An 18,744-nucleotide genomic window follows, 5' to 3' on the forward strand; every position below is an offset into this window, starting at 1 on the left:
ATGATCGTTCGATCGAATGGATCTTGGAAAGGAGAGCGACGTGGCTGGGCGACTCGAAGGGAAAGTTGCTGTCGTCACCGGGGCAGGCTCGGGAATCGGCACCGGCATTGCCGAGGAGTTCGTGAAAGAAGGGGCCAGGGTCGTCGCCGTCGATATCTCGGGCCAGCAGGAGGAGATCGCCAAGCGACTCGGGAGCGACTGCTACGCGGTGCACGCCGACGTGTCGAGGGGTGCGGACGTCCGGAGTATGCTGGACGCGGCCGTCTCCCATTTCGGCAAGCTCGACGTACTTTGTAACAACGCGGGTATCGACGGTGCGGTCGCCCACACCGGTGAATATCCGGAGGAAGAGTTCGACCGGGTCTTCGGTGTGAACGGGAGAGGGGTGTTCCTCGGTATGCGCTACGCCATCCCGAAGTTACTCGAGAACGGCGGGGGAACAATCGTCAACACGGCGTCGATGGCCGCGATGGTAGCTTTCCCGGGAATGCCCGCCTACTGTGCGGCAAAGGGCGCTGTGGCCATGCTGACGAAGACCGCGGCGGCGGAGTACGCGAGCCGGAACATCCGCGTCAACGCGATCTGCCCGGGGCCGATCCGGACACAGATCACCGACAGCCTCCCGCCGGAGCTCATCGAGGGCGTGGTCAGGGCGACGCCGCTGGGACGATACGGGACCCCCACCGAGGTGGGCCGGCTGGCCGTCTTCCTGGCGAGTGACGAGTCGTCGTTCATCACCGGTGACACGATCCTGATCGACGGTGGTTACACCACCCTCTGATCGCCGCGTCGGGACATCACGTCGATACGTCCGCCAGGCGTATCCGCCGACCCCCGGCATCACCCGGACCAGGCATGGTCCAGTGGTGCCGGGGGTCGGTGCTGTCAGGAGCGACCGGCATCGCATGTGCGGCCGGCTCATGAGTTCAGCGTCGGATCGGTTCTGACCCGTATCCGATATCCACCGGACGCGGTCCTATGATCGGTCGGCCACCGGATCCCCTGAGCCTAGGTAACTGTTGACGAGCGCGTTGTGATCCAGCGTGTCCGGCGTCCCGTTGAACACCACTTTCCCGCGCCGCAACACGACGACAGCGTCCGCGAACTCGACCGCGCGTTCCACGTACTGCTCGACAATGACCAGCGACACCCCGCTCGCGGCCAGCTGCCGCAGCGACGCGAAGATCTCGTCGATGATCCGTGGTGCCAGGCCCATGGAGACCTCGTCCACCAGGATGACCTGTGGATTCGACAGGTAGGCCCGGCACAGCGCGAGCATCTGTTGCTGCCCACCGGAAAGAGTGCCGGCAACGTCGTCGAGCCGTTGCCGCAGCGCGGGGAAGGCCTCCAGCGCCCGGTCGGATCTGATCTCCGGAAGCCACGGTGGCCGCAGCAGGCGAAGGTTCTGCCGCACGGACAGGGACCGGAAGATTCCCCGGCCCTCGGGGATGAGGCACAGGCCGGCACGGGTACGCGCATACGGCGGAGTGTCCGAATGGTCGGCGCCGCCGATCGAGATGTGGCCGTGCTGCAGTTTGTTCAGACCCGCCGCGGTGCGCAGGAGCGTCGTCTTGCCCGCGCCGTTGGCGCCGAGGAGGGCAACCACGCCGCCTGCCGGCACGTCGAGGTCGACCGCTCGCAACACCGTCGACCGGCCGTAACCCGACTGCGTTCCCCGCAGCGAGAGGGCATACGGTTTCGTGTCGCCCGCGATGGCGGCACCATTTGCTGCTGTCATGACACCACTTCCCCGACGGGCTGCCGCGTGACGGTTTCGACGGCGTCGCCCCCGAGATAGGCGGCCCGCACGAGCGGGGACGCCATCACCTCGTCGGGCGTTCCGTCGAAGACCGGTTTACCGAAGTCCAGGACATGGATGTGGTCGCATATCTCGTTGACGAGCGCCATGTCGTGTTCCACGAGCACGATGCCGATTCCCCGGTCCCGCACGACGCGCTGGAGGGTCTCGCCGAACCGGCTGGTTTCCGCCCGGTCGAGGCCGGACGACGGTTCGTCGAGCAGGAGGACGCGGAACGGTCCGGCGAGGCCGCGGGCCAGCTCGACCCGCCGGCGCAGCCCCGTCGACAGGGTTCCGGCGAGTGATTCCGCGACCTCATCCAGCTCGCAGAGCCGGATGGCTTCTTCGGCGCTCTGCCTGATGAGGCTCCGTTGCCCGCTCGAGCTCAGGAAGTGGCTGAGCGGATTGGCCCCGGCGAAGTTGCCCTCCGCTCCCAGCGCCACGTTCTCACGTACGGTCATCGAGTCGAACAGTTCCATCTGCTGGAACGTGCGGCCGATACCGAGCCGGGCCCGAACGGCCTGGCCCCGCCGGGAGATGTCGTGGCCGTCGAAGGAGATCTTCCCGCTCGTCGGTCGGAGCACCCCCGAGCAGGCGTTCAGGGTCGTGGTCTTTCCGGCCCCGTTCGGGCCGATCAGACCGGTGATCTGCCCGGTCCGGGCTTCGAAGGAGACGCCGTCCACGGCCACCAGGCCGCCGAACCTCACCCCGAGCCCGCGTACCGCGAGCGTGCCGACAGCGACCTTGGGGCGGGTGCTGGCAGCGGCGCTGGCACTGCTCCTGGCGTCGGCGCCGGTGCGGGCGCCGTGCGCGCGTGGCCTGCGCGTGAGCGGCTGGCGACCGAGCCGTTCGGCGGTGCGCTGGACCACCGCGGGGACGGACCGCAGCGACGGCGGCGTGACCGCGAGAAGGAGCGCCGCCACACCGAAGACGAGCTGAAGATAGGTGGCGATGTTGTCGCCGCTTACGTACGACGGAATCAGGGTGAGGCCCGCGGCGGCCAGCAGCGCGTACCAGGGCTCACCGCCCAGACTGATGACGATCAGGGAGAAATAGAGCAACGACGTCAACGGCTGGTAGGAGTCGGCTGTCACCGTGCTGACCGCGCTGCCGGCGAGCGCGCCCGATGCCGCGGCGAGAAAGGCCGAGATGCAGAAGACCAGCACACGGGTGACGTTGGTCGACGTGCCGCTGGAGGCGAGTCCTGTCGGACTGTCGGCCAACGCCCGCAGCAGCCGGCCGAGCCGGCTGTGTACCAGTACCACGGTTATGGCCGTGACTACGACGGTGAATACCAGTACCAGATAGTAGTAGCCGCGGTCGCTTTCGAGGTCGAGCCCGCCAAGACGGGGCCGTGGCTCGGTCAGCCCGGCACCTATACTGCCGAACATGTAGTCCTGTGTGTAGAACATGTAGGCGAGGAGGATGCCGAATCCCAGCGTCGCCAGGGCGAGGTACAGTCCGGACAGCCTGATCGCCGGAATCGCGAGAATGGCGCCGATCGGCACCGCGACGAGAGCCGACAGCAGTAGCGCGAAGAACCACGGCAGTCCGTGGCCGACGGTCAGGTGCGAGAAAGCGGCCGCGCCGATCGCGGTGAAACCCACGTGGCAGAGCGACACCTGTCCAGAACTGCGTACCAGCAGGCCCAGGGAGAGGAAGAGGATCGTCGAGGTCAGAAACAGGGTCCAGTCGGTCAGGTGCAGCCCGGCAAATTCGGGAACGAGCAGGAGGAGGACCAGGACGCCTGCTCCCCCTGCCAGCTGGAACGGGAGGGGGAAACGCCACTGCGCCGCGGACCGTGACAACGGCATGGCCCGTTCCCCGAGCCGGCTGCGAGGGGAGACCAGCAGAACGACGAACAGGACGAGGAAGGGCAGCGCGGTCGGTATTCCCGCCAGCAGACCGGTGGTGAAGTACTTCGAGCACAGAGCGCCGCCCACACCGATGAGCAGACCGCCCAGATAGGTGGCGGGCAGATTCGAGAACCTGCCGATGGCAGCCGCGCCGAAAGCCTGGACCGCCAGCAGCGTCAGCGTCACCCCGTCAAGGGTGATGAGCGGTGCCAGCAGCACACCTGACAGCGCGGCGAACGAGACACCGATGACCCACGCCAACCGCCGGACGCGCACGGGGCTGGTGCCGGCGCAGTTGAGCAGGTCGACGTCGTCGACGACAGCCTGCATCGCAAGGCCCTGCCGGGTGTGCCTGAAGACGAGGAAGAGCGCGAGCGTCGCCGCGGCGCCGATAATCCAGATGATGATTTTGTCCTGGGTGATGCTCGTGTTCGCCACGCGGAGGACATGCGTTCCCAGGAACGGCGGTACCTTGCGGGTCTCCGCCGTGCCGTAGACGAGCGATATCACCGCCTGCACCACGAGCAGAATGCCGACCGTGCCGGCGACCCGCACCGGCAGGGAACGATCGCTGATCATTCGGCCGACCAGCTCGAAAACAAGCCCGAGGACCGGGCCGGCGACGAGAACGCAGATCAACGCGGCCAGCGGCCAGGGCACCTGGTGCTGGACGTGCAGGGTGTAGAAAAGAAATGCCGCGATGGTGGCGAGCGCGCCGTGCGCGAAATTGAACAGACGCGACGTCTTGTAGGTCAGCACGAGGCCCAGCCCGGCGATCCCGTAGACAGAGCCCGTGGTCAGCCCGGCGACCAGGAACGGAAGTAGGGTCGTCACTCTGGAACTCCCAAACGGTCAGAGAGCCGGGCTGGGACGGAAACCAGGACAGGATGCCGGCCCAGCCCGGGGACTGGTCAGCCGAGGGTCGCAACCACGGGATCAACGACGGACGCGGGGGCGCACTCCGTCTCCAGACCCTTCGGCCCGACGAACCTGCCGTCCTCGATGCCCAGCGTGAACCAGCACTTGATGGAGGTCGGCTTTCCCTCCACGAAGTTCAACGGGACGGTGAAGCCGCCGAGCGTCTCGTCCTTGAGGCTGTAGAGGCCTTTCTTCACCGCGGCGGCCGTGAGATCCCCGGCGGGCGCGGCCCTGACCGCGGCCTCGAAGAGCTTTCCGCTGGCCCAGACGTCGGCCGACTGCTCGGACAGCACCGCCTCGATACCCGGCGCATACTGCTGGATGGCGTCGTGGAACTCCTGGGTCGCCGGTATGGACCTGTCATAGAAGGGTGCGACATATCCGACGGCCCGCATTCCGTTGAGCGACGGCTCTTTCAGCCAGGTGGTCGTGACGGTGCCGTCCTGGGCCACCTCCGGGACGTTGATTCCCTGGTCCGCGCATGCCCGGTGCACGCGGACGACGGTGTCGGACGGCGCCAGCACGCTCACGGACTGGACGCCCGCCTCCTTCAGGCCCTGGCACTGCGAGGTGTAGTCGGGCGCCGAAGCCGCCACCTTCGCGTTGTAGGGAATGCTGAGGTCGAGTGCCCTGGCCAGCGTCGAGTACAGCGGCACCGCGCTGGCGCACTGCGGCGCCTCCGCGCAGTAGAGCAGGCCCATCTTCGGGCCTGTCGACTTCGCTATCTGCAGCACTCCGTACAGCCCCGCGATGACGGACGGCCCGACCGGGAAGAAGGACGCGTTCGTCACGAAGGGCAGGTCCAGGGAGGTGCCGCCGATGACGGGCACGTCCGTGCCGCTGATGTAGGACGCCCAGTTCACGTCCGAGTTCGAGTGGTTTCCTATGATCGCGACGACGTGTTCCTGCTCGACGAGTTTCTTGACCTGGGACAGCGCGGTCGTCGCGTTCCCCCCGTCATCCATGACGATCAGTTTGACGCGGCGCCCGTTGATCCCGCCGTGGGCGTTCACCCACGATGCCCAGGCCTTTGCCATGTCCTGCGCCTGCGCCTGGGAGGACGCGGTGGGGCCGGTGTACGTCCCGATGTTGCCCACGACGATTTCGGGCGCTCCCGAACCGTTCGCCGTGTTGCCGCTGCCGTTGTCATCCGACGAACAGGCGGCAAGGCCTGTCACCGCAGCGATCATCGCGGCGATGGCGACGATTCCGCGCCGCCGTGAGAGGAGCCGGGGGCGCGGGCGCCCGGACAGCGACCAGGGGTGTCGGTGTGGGCGCCGGTGCTGGCCGGTGCATAAAGCCGGTGTGCTTTCCGTCTCTGTCTCACCGGACCGGATGCGGATGAGCCGCTCGCCGACCGAACGCCCCCTCCTCGGCTGTTCCGAGCGCGGGGCCGTGTTCCCGGCGGGTTTTGTGTGTGTCTGGCTCTCGCGTCTTCCTGGCGACGGTTCGTAATCGTCAGTCATCTGGCATCCTCCGTTGCGCTGGCACATTGCATGATCAGACGGTTTTCGCGGGCCGGTCGGGTTCCGGGTCGTCGAGCCGGGGTGCTGTGGGTCGGGCCAGGGCGCGGGACGGCTTGTCGGCTCCACCGGCGCGGGCAGTCGACGGCTGGGGCGTCTACGGATTTCTGGAGATATAAACCGTTTTGTCCATGGCAGCCTCTGTCGCTCTCTGGAAGAAACTGATCTCGTAGGGTTGTGTGGCCGGGAGCCCGAGCGGTCTTCCGTCCTCGGCCTTCGGGCCGCGGCGTACCCGTGGGGGGAGGTGGCTGATGGTGATGTAGATTACAAACAACTGTTCGTTCGGACACCGTAGAGGACCCCGGATGATAGGTCAATGCGAAATTTTCACGCCGACGCCAGTTCGGCCCGTCCGTTGACACCGTCAGCCTTTCACTGACGGACCGTGACATCTTCCGCCGTGGCATCCTCGCGGAAAGTCGAATCCGGCCTGCCAGGCGTCACGGAGCGTGTAGGCGAACCGGCCCGCGCCGAAGTGGCGGCCGTCGCTCCGGTTGTCGTGCCATCCCGCCGACAACGGTGTGACCGAGGGCCGGCGGCCCGGCGGGAGTGGTAAGAACGTACTTGTCGGCGGTGTCGCCCGGGCTCGGACAGCGACCTACCCGCCGACCTACCGGCTCGGCAGGCAGCTGCGGGGACGGGTGCCGCGGGCGCTGGCCTGGCCACCCGTCAACGGCTGCCGCCACATGCCTGCTCGCAATCAAGGTAGCGGAGAAGATCAAGACATAACCTTGATAACGATACGAAGCAGACGTGAAGCGGAGCATCGGTGACTGATTCGACCATCATCTACACGCACACTGACGAGGCCCCGGCCCTGGCGACGTACTCGCTCCTGCCCGTGGTCCAGGCGTACGCCCGCACGGCCGGTGTCAGCGTCGAAAGCCGTGACATCTCCCTGGCCGGGCGGATCATCGCCAGCTTCCCCGAACGTCTCACCGCGGACCAGCGCGTCGACGACGCGCTCGCCGAGCTTGGTGAGCTGGCCCGCCGCCCCGAGGCGAACATCATCAAACTGCCGAACATCTCGGCGTCGATCCCGCAGCTGAAGGCGGCGATCGCCGAGCTGCAGCAGAAGGGCTACGCGCTGCCGGACTACCCGGACGACTCGCGCACCGACGAGGAGCGGGAGGTCCGCGCCCGGTACGACAAGATCAAGGGCAGTGCCGTCAACCCGGTGCTGCGCGAGGGCAACTCCGACCGGCGCGCCCCCGCGTCGGTGAAGAGCTACGCCAGGACGCACCCGCACCGGATGGGCGCCTGGAGCCCCGAGTCGAAGACGAACGTCGCCACCCTGGACGCCGACGACTTTCGCGCCACCGAGAAGTCGGCGGTCATCGCCACGGACGGCTCGCTGCGCATCGAGCTGGCCGGCGCCGACGGGAGCACCACCGTGCTGCGCGCTGCCCTGCCGGTGCTCGCCGGCGAGGTCGTGGACGCCGCCGTGCTGCGGGTGGCCGCGCTGCGGGAGTTCCTCACCGCGCAGATCGCCCGGGCCAAGGCCGAGGGTGTGCTGTTCTCGGTGCACCTGAAGGCCACGATGATGAAGGTCTCCGACCCGATCATCTTCGGCCACGTGGTGCGGGCGTTCTTCCCGAAGACCTTCGCCACCTACGGTGAGACGCTGGCCGCGGCGGGCCTGAGCCCCAACGACGGGCTCGGCGCCATCCTGAGGGGCCTGGACGCGCTGCCCGACGGCGCGGCGATCAGGGCGTCCTTCGAGGCCGAGCTGGCCGACGGCCCCGCGCTGGCCGCGGTCGACTCCGACCGCGGCATCACCAACCTGCACGTGCCCAGCGACGTCATCGTCGACGCCTCCATGCCGGCGATGATCCGTACTTCCGGCCACATGTGGGGCCCGGACGGCCAGGAGGCGGACACCCTCGCCGTCCTGCCCGACAGCAGCTACGCCGGCATCTACCAGGTCGTCATCGACGACTGCCGCGCGCACGGCGCCTTCGACCCGACCACGATGGGCTCGGTGCCCAACGTCGGCCTGATGGCGCAGGCGGCCGAGGAGTACGGCAGCCACGACAAGACCTTCGAGATCCCCACCGCGGGCACGGTGCGCCTCGTCGACGAGGCCGGCACCGTGGTGCTTGAGCAGCCGGTCGCCGCCGGTGACATCTTCCGTGCCTGCCAGACCAAGGACGCGCCGATCAGGGACTGGGTGAAGCTCGCCGTCACCCGCGCCCGGGCCACCGGCGACCCGGCGGTGTTCTGGCTCGACCCCGGCCGCGCGCACGACGCGACACTGATCGAGAAGGTCAGGGCGTACCTGCCCGAGCACGACACCGAGGGTCTCCAGATCGAGATCAGGTCGCCGGTCGAGGCGATCGCGTTCTCCCTGGAGCGGATCCGCCGCGGCGAGAACACGATCTCGGTCACCGGCAACGTGCTGCGTGACTACCTCACCGACCTGTTCCCGATCCTGGAGCTCGGCACCAGCGCCAAGATGCTCTCGGTCGTCCCGCTGATCAACGGTGGCGGTCTGTTCGAGACCGGCGCCGGCGGGTCCGCGCCCAAGCACGTCCAGCAGCTGCTCAAGGAGAACTACCTGCGCTGGGACAGCCTGGGCGAGTTCCTCGCGCTGGCGGTCAGCTTCGAGCACTTCGCGCAGACGACGGGCAACACGCGCGCCAAGGTGCTCGCCGACACCCTCGACCGGGCGACCGCCACCTTCCTCAACGAGGACAGGTCGCCCAGCCGGCGCCTCGGTGGCCTCGACAACCGCGGCAGCCACTTCTACCTGGCCCTCTACTGGGCGCAGGAGCTGGCCGCGCAGACCGACGACACGCAGCTCGCGGACGCGTTCGCCGGCCTCGCCAAGACGCTCACCGCGCAGGAGCGGACCATCGTCGACGAGCTGATCGGGGTCCAGGGCTCGCCGGTCGACATCGGTGGCTACTACCAGCCGGACCCGGCCAGGGCCGCAGCGGTCCTGCGCCCGTCGGCAACCTTCAACGAGGCCCTGGCGATCCTCGGCTGACGGGATCCGCCTCCCGCCGGGCCGGCGGTTTCCTTTCCAGGCCGCCGCCGGCCCGGGGGAGAGCGCTGTCCCAGCCCGGACGCGAGGCCGCCGGCCACGACTGGTCGCCCGGGCGGGCAGCCGTCCGTGCCGGAGGACAGTCGTCTGTGCCGGAGGACAGCCGGCCGTCCGCTCCACTTCGGAGCAGGCGCGGTTCTGTTGGGAGCGGATCGACCCGCGGTTCGTCATTCCGGGTGCGGGGGCTGCGTCCCGGACGGGCCTGGCCGCGCCCAGGACGGCCTTGTCAGTCCCTGTTGCTAGCCGTCGGTGACTGTCGGTACTTTTTGGTAGCTGTCGGTGGCCGTGCGTGGTTCGGGAGCTGTGCCGTGCGCGACGGTGGTCGGCAGCAGGGGCAGGCGCGGGGCGGCCTGCAGCAGCGCGTTGGTGTAAGGATGTTGCGGGTTGTCGAACACGGCCGTGGTGGGCCCCTCCTCCACGACCTCGCCGTTGTTCATGATCAGTAGACGGTCGCTGATCTGCTCCACGACGGTGAGGTCGTGGGTGATGAACAGCAGAGCGATGCCCAGGCGCTGCTGCAGCTCGGACAGCAGGTCCAACACCTGGGCCTGCACCGACACGTCCAGCGCGGAGACCGGCTCGTCACAGATCAGTACCTCGGGTTGCGGGGCGATCGCCCGGGCGATCGCCACCCGCTGCCGTTGCCCGCCGGAGAGCTGGTGCGGACGGCGGCGGGCGAAGTGCGCGTCGAGCCCGACCGTGGCCAGCAGTTCGGTGATCTGGGCCCGGCGGCGGGCGCCGCGCTGACCGGGCAGTGCCTCGGCGATGATGCGCCCGACGGTGTGGCGGGGGTCGAACGCCGCCTGCGGATCCTGCTGGATCAGCTGGATGTGCTGCCGCTGCACCCGCCTGGCACGTTCCGGCGTGCCCGACCAGGGCTGCCCGCGCAGGAGAATCCGCCCCTCGTCGGGTTCGGTCAGACCCATCACCATCCGTGCCAGCGTGCTCTTGCCGGAGCCGGACTCGCCGACCAGGCCCACCGTCTCGCCCGCCCGCAGGGTCAGTGACACCCCGGCCACGGCACGGCGTTCGCCGAAGTTCTTGGTCACCGCGTCGACGTCGAGCAGGGTCTGCCCGCCGGTGTGGGGCGGGCGCTGCGCGCGCCGGCCACGGGCGATGTCCAGCAGCGACCTGGTGTAGGGATGCTCGGGGCTGCCCACGATGCGCTCGGTGGGCCCGGTCTCGACGATGTGGCCGTCGAGCATCACCGCGATCCGGTCGGCCAGCCTCGCGACCACCGCCAGGTCGTGGCTGATCAGCAGCAGACCCCGGCCCTGCTCCTTGATCTCTTCGAGTAGCTGCAGGATCTGGTGCTGCACGATCACGTCCAGCGCCGTGGTCGGCTCGTCCGCGATGACCAGATCGGGCCGTGTCGCCACGGCGGAGGCGATCAGGGCGCGCTGGCGCAGCCCGCCGGAGAGCTGGTGGGGGTACTGCTGACTGCGCAGCTCCGGCTCTGGGACGCCGACCTCGGCGAGCACCTCCAGGACACGCTGGTGCCGCTCGGGACGGGTACTGTCCCGCTGGTGCAGCCGGATGGACTCGGCCACCTCGTCCTCGATCCGGCGCAGCGGATCCAGGGACACCAGCGCGTCCTGCAGCACCATGCCGACCGACTTGCCGCGCAGCCGCTGCCAGTCACGCTGGGAGAAGCTCCTGACGTCGGCGCCGCCGACGCGCAGGGTACGCGCCCGGACCCGGGCGCGTTCGCCGGCCAGGCCGAGCAGCGTCCGGGCGGTGACGCTCTTGCCCGAGCCGGACTCCCCGACCAGTGCCAGGCACTCACCGTCCTCGATGGTGAACGAGATGTCGCGTACCACGGGGGGCTCGTGGCCGAAGGAAACCTCCAGCCCGGCAACCTCGACCAGGGTCACCGCAGGCCCCCTGCCTGCCGGCTGGTCCGCAGCGGGCTCCCCGCCCGCCGGCCGCTCACCGCAGGCTCCTTGCCTGCAGGCTGCGGCCGAGCGTGGTGGAGACGAGGACGACCACGACGATGGCCAGCCCCGGGAACACCGCGATCCACCAGGCGTTCGCCAGATAGGTCTGTCCCTCGGCGAGCATCACGCCCCATTCCGGAGTCGGTGGTAATGGGCCGAGACCGAGCAGGCTCAGCCCCGCCGCCGCGGCGATGGCGCTCCCGGTCCCCAGCGAGGCGAGCACCACGACCGGCCCGCCCACGTTGGGCAGCACGTGGCGCAGCACGTACCGCCACGCGGGTACGCCCAGGATCTTCGCCGCCTCGACGTATTCGGCTTTTGTCACGGCGAGTGCCTGCCCACGCACGAGACGGCCGTAGTACGGCACGGCGGCCACCCCGATCGCCACCGCGATCTGCGTCGAGCCCGTCCCGATGAGCGCGATGACCAGCAGCGCCAGCAGCACCTCGGGGAACGCCATCCAGACGTCGGTCAGCCGCATGATCAGCGCATCGGCCAGCCGGCTGCCGGCCGCCGCGCTCAGGCCGACCAGCGAGCCCGCCACGACCGCGATCGCGGTGGCCACCAGGCCGGTGGTCACCGAGTACCGGGCGCCGTAGACCAGCCGCGAGAAGACGTCCCGGCCGAGCTGGTCGGTGCCGAGGTAGTGCGCCGAACTCGGTGGGGAGAAGGTGTGCCGCACGTCGTTGGTGTCCGGCGCGTAGGGCGCGAAGACACCGGGGAACAGCAGCAACGCGACGATCAGGGCCACGGCCAGCGCGCTGATCGCGAGCAGTATGTGCGAGCCGCGGGTGGCCCGCCACCGGGGCCGGGCCGCACCGAAGGCCGCTGTCGTCGCGTTCATGCCCGGCCTGCTTCCCGCAGCCGCGCGTCGATCACCGGGTAGAGCGTGTCGGCCAGGGTGTTGGCCACGACGAAGATGAGCGCGGCCAGGATCACCACGGCCGACACCACCGGCGTGTCACGGTGCTGCACGGCGTTCACCAGCACGGTGCCGAGACCGGGCCGGGAGAAGACCTTCTCCACCAGCACGGCGCCGCCGACGAGCGTGCCGAGCACCCAGGCGGACATCGTCGTGGCCGGCAGCAGCGCGTGCCGCAGGGTGTGCCGCAGCAGCAGGCCGAGCCGGCTCTGGCCGCGGGCACGGGCACTGAGCACGAACGGCCTGCCCTCGACCAGCTCGAGCTCCTGGCGCATCACCTGCGCGAGGACACCGGAGATCGGGATCGCCAGCGCCAGCGTGGGCAGCACCAGGCCGGACACGCCGTGGGAGCCGAAGGCGGGGAACCAGCGCAGGTTGAACGAGAAGAGCGACAGCAGCAGGATGCCGAGCCAGAACGGCGGGACCGCCACCGCGAGCACCTCGAACACCGACGTGCCCGTCCGTACGATCCGGCCCCGGCCCGCCGTGATGACGGTGGCGATGAGCGCGAGCAGCAGGCCGACCAGGGCCGCGCTCAGCGCCAGCTGAAGGGTCGGCAGGATCTGGCTGCCAAGCAGCCTGGTCACCGGCTGGCTGCGCTGGTAGGAGCGGCCGAAGTCGCCGGTGGCCAGCGATGCCAGGCGGTCGAGGTACTGCACTGGCAGCGGTCGGTCGAGCCCGTACTCCGCGGCGACCCGCTCGCGCAGGCCCGGGAGGTTCGCCGCCTGCGGGCCGAGGATCGCGTCCACCTGGTCGCCGGCCGCGCTCACCGCGAAGAAGGTCACCGTCACCGCGCCCCACAGGACCAGGATCCCGGTGAGGAACCGACGTAGCAGGAACCGGGGCAACGAAGCGTACACGTGTCAGCTCACCGGGTCAGCGGCCGGGGAGGCCGCCCAGAGGGCAGGAGAGTCCCTGCGAGTGCGCATGGATGAGAGCTCCGATTTTCTTGATCACATTTTTTGGTCGGCTGGGACGGCACACCCGTCACGCCGTGCTCCTGGCCGGTGGAGCCGCCGCGTCCACCGGCCAGGGGGTTCGCTCGCTCAGCGGCTCACCGGCGCCGGACACAGCCCGACGGCCACGGCCAGCCGCCGGACGGACTCCCGGCGGTCCTCCGGGTTGTGGATGTTGGAGATGGCCATCACCTCGTCCACCCCGCTCGCCTCGACGAGTTCGGCGAGCCGGCCGGCGACCCGGTCGATGCCGCCCACCACGTCCCCCCGCAGGTCCACCTTGTCGCGGGCGACGAGCTGGGCGTCGGTGAGCCGGCTGGTGCGGGCCAGCGCCTGCTCGACGGACTCGAGCGGGCGCGGGTCGCCGCTGAGGTAGTCGAGCACGGCGAGCCGTTCGGGGGCGGCCAGTGCCTCCCCGTGCTCGTCGTCCTCCCCGACCCAGATCCGGGTGGCCAGGATCGCCAGCGGCCGGTCGCCCTCCGCCACCGGGGTGAACAGCACGCGATAGCGGCGCAGCGCCTGGACGGCCACGTCCGGATCCTGGTTGACGCAGAGGAACGCGTAGCTCAGCCCGGCGCGCGCCGCGAGCTCGGCGCTGCTGACGCTGGAGCCGAGCAGGAACACCGCCGGCAACGGCACACCGGCCGGTGACGCGATGAGCTCCCGGTACGGGTCGTCCGGGTCCAGCGGCACCCGGCCGCCGACGCCGAGCAGCTGCCGCAGATGCTCGCCGAACTTCTCAAGCGCGTCGGGGGTGCGCAGCAGCGCGTCGCGGGTGGGGTCGTCACCGGTGCCGGTGGAGCGGCCCAGACCCAGGTCGATCCGGCCCGGGTGCAGCGCCTCGAGGGTCCGGAACTGCTCCGCGACGTGCAGCGGCGTGTGATTGGGCAGCATGATGCCGCCGGAGCCCACCCGCAGCCGGCTGGTGCGGTCCGCGATGTGGCCGATGAGGATCTCCGGGGCGGCGAAGGCCATGTTGCGCACCCCGTGGTGCTCGGCCACCCAGAACCTCGTGTAGCCGAGCTCCTCGGCCAGCTGGGCGAGCTCGACCGAGTGGCCGATGGTCCGCGCCGGGCTGGTCTGCGCGGAAACCGGGCCCTGGTCGGCGAGGGAGAGGGCGACCATCACAGGGCCTTCGCCAGCGGCCGGCGGGTGGCGACGTCCGGGATCGGCAGCCCGTAGTGCTCGCGCAGCGTCCTGCCCCGGTACTCCGAGCGGAACAGGCCGCGGCGGCGCAGGACCGGCACGACGTGGTCCACGAAGGCCGGCAGGCCGTCGAAGGTGACGTCCGGCATGAGGGTGAACCCGTCCACGACGCCGGCGGTGAACCAGGTCTGGATCAGGTCGGCGATCTGCTCGGGGTCGCCCACGGCCACGACGTGGCCGCCACCGCCGCCACGCCGGATGATGTCCCGTACCGTCTGCCCCTCCAGGGCGCGGCGCGCGGCCGGGCGGGCATGGCCGCGGACGGCGTGCAGCCTGCCCCGCAGGGCGGGTGGCACCGGCCGGTCCAGCTCCAGATCGTCGGGGTTCAGCCCGAGCTGCGCGGCCAGCCCGCGCACCGCGCCGCGGGTGCCGGACAGCTCGTCGAGGGCCTGGCGTCGTTCGAGGGCCTCCCGCTCGGTGCCGCCAACCGAGGTGACCAGCCCGGGCAGGAAGCGCACCGCGTCCGCCGGACGGCCGAAGGCCACCGCCCGGGACCGCACGACGTCCAGCTCGGCGCGGGCCGTGTCGATGTCGACCACGGCCGTGAACATCGCCTCGCCGGTGCGCGCGGTCAGCGTGCGCACGTCGTCGGAGACGCCCGCGTGGTACAGCACCGGGTAGCCCTGCTCGGACGGCGGGAGGCTCAGCGGCCCCCGCACGCTGAAGAACTCACCGTGGTGGTCGATCGGCCGGATCCTCGACATGTCGGCGTAGAGCCCGGATGCCACGTCGGCGGCCAGCGCGTCCGGCGCCCAGCTGCGCCACAGGTCGAGCACGATCGCGACGAACTCCTCGGCCTTGGCGTAGCGGGCGCGGCTGCTCGGCTCGTCCGCGACGAAGTTGCCGGCGACGCGGGGGCCCGAGGTGGTCACCGCGTTCCAGCCGGCCCGGCCGTGGCTGATCAGGTCCAGCGCCCGGAACCGGCGGGCGATGTTGAACGGCTCGTTGAACGTGGTCGAGGCGGTGCCGACCAGCCCGATCCGTTCGGTGACCACCGCCATCGCGGTCAGGATCAGCGTCGGCTCGAGGCCGTTGAGCTGCGGATAGTCGTCGATGTCGGCGTGCAGGCCCGGGACGTCCGCCAGGAAGATGGAGTCGAGCCGTCCACGCTCGGCCACCTGCGCCACCTCGAGGTAGCCCTCGATGCGGGAGAACGCCAGCGGGTCCGCGCCCGGCCAGCGCCACGCGCCCGGATGGTGCCCGGCTGCCACCGGGTGAACGCTGAGGTGCAGTTCGCGTCCACCCAGATCTGACGACATTCGCTCCTCCGTCTCTCGCGGGACACGCCGCAGGTACCGCACGGATGCTGGCATCCGGTTCTAAAGCGATCCTTGAGTCAGGCCGGTCAGCCTGTGGATGCTCACGCTCGGCATCAGCATGAACGGCCACCGGCCGGCCGGCCGGGCATTCCCGCTCCCGGACGGCGGTGCCGACCAGGTCGGGCAGTTCGTCGTCGACCAGCGTCGGCCGATGCCCGGGCCCCTCCCAGCAGATCTTCGATCGCGTGGACGGAGCCCGGGACGGCCGACAGCCACGAGGGTTACACGAGGGCTAGCTCACCCAGACGTCCGACAGCGTCGGCAGGTTCCCCGCGCCCAGCGCGAAGCCCTGCACCCGCTGCTGCGTGCCGTAGGTGCGCTTCAACACGAAGGTCGGCAGTACGTACGCCTCGGTGAGGACCTTGCGCTGCACCTTGCCGTACAGCGCGTTCTGGCCCGCCACGTCGCGCGTGCGCAGCGCCTCGTCCAGCCAGCCGTCGATCTCCGGGTCGCTGATCCGGGCGACGTTCGCCCCACCGGTGGCGGGCAGCTGGCTGGAGTAGAACAGGGAGCGCAGCAGCGAGCCGTCGATCGACGGCGGCGCGGCGGCCGCCACGTTGTAGTCGCCCGAGCCCAGCGCCTGCACGATCGACGGAGTGTCCAGCGGGCGCAGGACGAGTTCGAAACCGACCTGCTTGAGCGCGTCCTTCAACGCCGTGTGGAAGTTGCGCTGCTCCTCGGTGGTGAAGGAGGCGGCATAGGCCAGCGTCACACTCAGCCGCTGCCCGTCGCGGGTCCGGTAGCCCTCGCCGTCGGTCGCGGTGAAGCCGGCCTTCTCCAGCAGGCTGATCGCGCGGTTCTTGTCGTAGCCCCAGATCCCCTCCACCGACTTGTCGTAGCCCGGGGTGGACGAGGTCAGCGCGGACCGACCGCTGCTGTAGACGCCCTGGAAGAGGCCCTGCGTGATCGCCTCGGTGTCGACGGCGGACTGGAACGCGACACGCACGTCCCGGTTGTCGAACGGGGCCTTGGTGACGTTCAGCGAGTAGGTGAACGGCGATCCGATGGTCTCGCGGCTGACCAGCTTGATGTTCGGCTGGCCGCGCAGCTGCGCGATCCTGGTGGCGGGGATCTGGTCGGCCACGTCGAGCTGCCCCGAGGTCAGCGCGCCGACCCGGGCGGCGTCGTCGGTGAGGAACTGCACGACGTACTGGTCGAGGTATGCCTCCCCGGGGTGCGGCGCCGACGCCGGCGCCCAGCGGTAGCCCGGACGGCGGGTGAACACGGCGTTCTGCCCCGCGGTGAGCGACGAGGACGTGAACGGCCCGGTGCTCACCAGGAACTTGCCGCCCGAGGCGATGTCGGCGGGATTGGCCCGCAGCACGGCGGGGGAGTGGAAGCCCAGATACGTGCTGGCCAGCGCGCCGAGCAGCGGCGAGTGCGGTGACTTCAGGTGCACGATCAGGCTGAAGTCGCCGGTGACCTCGGTCCGGTCGTAGGGGCCGAGCAGGGTCTTGGAGTTCCTGGACTTCGTCGCCGGATCCACGATGTGGTCGAAGTTGGCCTTCACCGCCTCGGCGTTGAACGGGGTCCCGTCGTGGAAGGTGACGTCGTCACGCAGCTGGAACGTGTACTTCAGGCCGTCGTCGGAGATCTCCCAGGATTTCGCCAGCCACGGCTCGAAGGTGCCGTCCGTCTTCTGGTGCACCAGCGAGTCGTACACGTCGCGCAGGATCAACGACGACAGGGTGGAGACCGAGACGTGCAGGTCCCAGCTGTCGGGCTCGGCGGTGGTGGCGAAGGTGATGCTGCCGCCGCTCTTCGGCGTCCCGCCGGTCTCGCTCGGCGAGGAGTCCTCCGCGCAGGCCACCAGGCCTGAGCCCAGGCCGAACGCGGCCAGTGAGCCCACCGAAAGGGTGAGAAAATTCCTGCGGGAATGCATAAGAACTCCGTTTCGTCAGTTATCCGTCGACAAAATATGTGGAAATTCTTCCGGAGCGTGCTTTCGCGGGGAGCGCGGTGCCCGGAAATTCTGTGTCCGGAAATGCTGGGCCTGGAAGTCCCGGCGGCGGTCCGGTGGCTTTGTGCGTACGGCCCGGTCGGTGCCGGGCGGGGTTTCGACGCGGTGGGCGTGGGCCGCCGGCACGGGTTCTCGTGGTCCTCGCCAGGCAGCGGGAGGCGAGCTCTACCTCGCCCGCGCCCCGCCTGTGCCGCCGGCCGTCAGGAGTTCACCCGGCCGCGCGACGACCCGCTCCATGACAATGCTTCATGCCGCTCTGGCATCCGTTCAATGTCGCCAACAACATCCGGCCGGACGCTCGCGTCCGGCCGGATGCACGACGTCGGGACAACTCCCGGTGCGGGAGGGCCCGGAGGGCCGAGATGACACAGTGAATCCGTGTCGGATCACCGGTCATGCTCCCCGGTGGTGACCGGTGGTCACCGGCTGTGCGCCAAGACGCGGTTCCCGGGCGCTGTTCTCAGCCGTATGCCCATGCGGCCCCACCGACACAATCGCGCTCCCTCACGCTTCCACCAGCCAAGAGGCTCGGACGGAATGGATTGTGACAGCAGGGCCCTAAAGCGAACCTTGGATCGAAACAGGATCATTCGGGGTGGTCTGTCTGGAACTGTCCGTGACGGCAGCGCCCAGCAACAGCTCCAGCATCCGGGCGTTGCCGTCCCGGCCGGCGGGCGAGCGTTCCCGCACCCAGGCCGTGGCACTGATGACGTCGAACAGATCCTCGGCGGTGAAGCCCGGCCGTACCCGCCCGGCGGCCTGCGCCGAGCGCAGCAGGTCGGCACCGCACCGGTGCATGTCGGTGCACGAGCCGGACAGGGCGCCCGTGCCGTGCCGACTGCGGGTCAGGAACCCCATCAGCCCACGGAACGTGCTGCAGTACCGCACCGCCTGCGCCGTCCAGTCCCGCAGGGCGGACAGCGGCTCGCCGGCCGCGGCCGCCTCGTCGGCGAACGCGATCAGAGCGGCGAGACCGTCCCTGGTCGCGGCCTCGATCAACGACTCCCGGGTGGGGAAATGCCCGTACAGGGTGCCGATGGCAACCCCCGCCCGGGCTGCGATCTCTTCCAGGGGCGCCGCGGAGCCCCTGGCCTCGAAGGCCTCGCGCGCCGTCCGCAGGATTGCGTCGTGGTTGCGCCGGGCGTCCGCCCGGCGTGCCCTTCCGGTGGAAGCGGGCTGCTCCCTCATGGGCTCTTCCCTCATCGGAGACCTCCGGCTTGACAGGTCGAGGCCGGCTCATATTATCAAGCCGAACTCGTAAGGTGAGCCACCCTCAAAATAATCCCCGCCTGCTCTAGTGTCC

General features: G+C 69.7%; 12 protein-coding genes. 2 read left to right on the forward strand and 10 right to left on the reverse strand.

Going from position 1 to position 18,744, the window contains the following annotated elements:
• The first annotated feature begins 40 nt into the window (after nt 1–40).
• On the forward strand, nt 41–781 hold the full coding sequence (locus tag CM1CMNOD_RS08670; RefSeq protein ID WP_013873298.1) for an SDR family NAD(P)-dependent oxidoreductase: 741 nt from the start codon (nt 41–43) through the stop codon (nt 779–781).
• Nucleotides 782–976: 195 nt separating this feature from the next.
• Here CM1CMNOD_RS08670 and CM1CMNOD_RS08675 read toward each other — a convergent pair whose 3' ends face one another.
• The 3 genes from CM1CMNOD_RS08675 to CM1CMNOD_RS08685 all read right to left on the reverse strand — a co-directional run bounded on the left by CM1CMNOD_RS08675 (nt 977) and on the right by CM1CMNOD_RS08685 (nt 5,750).
• Nucleotides 977–1,738 (reverse strand): ABC transporter ATP-binding protein, encoded by a 762-nt coding sequence (locus tag CM1CMNOD_RS08675; protein WP_013873299.1) that lies wholly within the window; start codon nt 1,736–1,738, stop codon nt 977–979.
• Entirely contained in the window at nt 1,735–4,488 is a 2,754-nt protein-coding gene (locus CM1CMNOD_RS08680) for a branched-chain amino acid ABC transporter permease/ATP-binding protein (protein WP_013873300.1), read from the reverse strand. Before CM1CMNOD_RS08680 ends, CM1CMNOD_RS08675 begins: the two co-directional genes overlap by 4 nt.
• A 77-nt stretch (nt 4,489–4,565) precedes the next feature.
• Entirely contained in the window at nt 4,566–5,750 is a 1,185-nt protein-coding gene (locus CM1CMNOD_RS08685; RefSeq protein WP_050803441.1) for an ABC transporter substrate-binding protein, read from the reverse strand.
• Nucleotides 5,751–6,864: 1,114 nt separating this feature from the next.
• Between CM1CMNOD_RS08685 and CM1CMNOD_RS08690 the strand changes: the two genes are divergently transcribed.
• The gene (locus tag CM1CMNOD_RS08690; protein WP_013873302.1) at nt 6,865–9,084 is read left to right on the forward strand and encodes an NADP-dependent isocitrate dehydrogenase; all 2,220 of its coding nucleotides are present in this window, start codon (nt 6,865–6,867) and stop codon (nt 9,082–9,084) included.
• Nucleotides 9,085–9,380: 296 nt separating this feature from the next.
• On the opposite strand, the gene CM1CMNOD_RS08695 is transcribed toward CM1CMNOD_RS08690, so the two are convergent.
• The 7 genes from CM1CMNOD_RS08695 to CM1CMNOD_RS08725 all read right to left on the reverse strand — a co-directional run bounded on the left by CM1CMNOD_RS08695 (nt 9,381) and on the right by CM1CMNOD_RS08725 (nt 18,629).
• Entirely contained in the window at nt 9,381–11,015 is a 1,635-nt protein-coding gene (locus CM1CMNOD_RS08695; protein ID WP_013873303.1) for a dipeptide ABC transporter ATP-binding protein, read from the reverse strand.
• 55 nt (nt 11,016–11,070) lie between these two features.
• The gene (locus CM1CMNOD_RS08700; RefSeq protein WP_013873304.1) at nt 11,071–11,922 is read right to left on the reverse strand and encodes an ABC transporter permease; all 852 of its coding nucleotides are present in this window, start codon (nt 11,920–11,922) and stop codon (nt 11,071–11,073) included.
• Entirely contained in the window at nt 11,919–12,860 is a 942-nt protein-coding gene (locus CM1CMNOD_RS08705; RefSeq protein ID WP_013873305.1) for an ABC transporter permease, read from the reverse strand. Before CM1CMNOD_RS08705 ends, CM1CMNOD_RS08700 begins: the two co-directional genes overlap by 4 nt.
• A 186-nt stretch (nt 12,861–13,046) precedes the next feature.
• The gene (locus tag CM1CMNOD_RS08710) at nt 13,047–14,081 is read right to left on the reverse strand and encodes an LLM class flavin-dependent oxidoreductase (protein WP_013873306.1); all 1,035 of its coding nucleotides are present in this window, start codon (nt 14,079–14,081) and stop codon (nt 13,047–13,049) included.
• Nucleotides 14,081–15,421 carry an NtaA/DmoA family FMN-dependent monooxygenase gene (locus CM1CMNOD_RS08715; RefSeq protein ID WP_013873307.1) on the reverse strand — a complete coding sequence of 447 codons (1,341 nt, stop codon included), beginning with the start codon at nt 15,419–15,421 and terminating at the stop codon, nt 14,081–14,083. The genes CM1CMNOD_RS08710 and CM1CMNOD_RS08715 overlap by 1 nt, the downstream gene beginning before the upstream one ends.
• A 292-nt stretch (nt 15,422–15,713) precedes the next feature.
• Nucleotides 15,714–17,363, reverse strand: coding sequence for an ABC transporter substrate-binding protein (locus CM1CMNOD_RS08720; protein ID WP_013873308.1), 1,650 nt, complete (start codon nt 17,361–17,363; stop codon nt 15,714–15,716).
• 636 nt (nt 17,364–17,999) lie between these two features.
• On the reverse strand, nt 18,000–18,629 hold the full coding sequence (locus CM1CMNOD_RS08725) for a TetR/AcrR family transcriptional regulator (protein ID WP_202797687.1): 630 nt from the start codon (nt 18,627–18,629) through the stop codon (nt 18,000–18,002).
• Nucleotides 18,630–18,744 lie beyond the last annotated feature (115 nt).

The sequence above is a fragment of the Protofrankia symbiont of Coriaria myrtifolia genome (assembly GCF_900634755.1).
Lineage (GTDB): Bacteria > Actinomycetota > Actinomycetes > Frankiales > Frankiaceae > Protofrankia > Protofrankia coriariae.

Excerpts from the sequence above, each read along its gene's own strand:
- CM1CMNOD_RS08715 (WP_013873307.1), bottom strand. The coding sequence starts at position 15,421 with ATGTCGTCAGATCTGGGTGGACGCGAACTGCACCTCAGCGTTCACCCG.
- CM1CMNOD_RS08710 (WP_013873306.1), bottom strand. The coding sequence starts at position 14,081 with ATGGTCGCCCTCTCCCTCGCCGACCAGGGCCCGGTTTCCGCGCAGACC.
- CM1CMNOD_RS08700 (WP_013873304.1), bottom strand. The coding sequence starts at position 11,922 with ATGAACGCGACGACAGCGGCCTTCGGTGCGGCCCGGCCCCGGTGGCGG.
- CM1CMNOD_RS08675 (WP_013873299.1), bottom strand. The coding sequence starts at position 1,738 with ATGACAGCAGCAAATGGTGCCGCCATCGCGGGCGACACGAAACCGTAT.
- CM1CMNOD_RS08725 (WP_202797687.1), bottom strand. The coding sequence starts at position 18,629 with ATGAGGGAGCAGCCCGCTTCCACCGGAAGGGCACGCCGGGCGGACGCC.
- CM1CMNOD_RS08720 (WP_013873308.1), bottom strand. The coding sequence starts at position 17,363 with ATGCATTCCCGCAGGAATTTTCTCACCCTTTCGGTGGGCTCACTGGCC.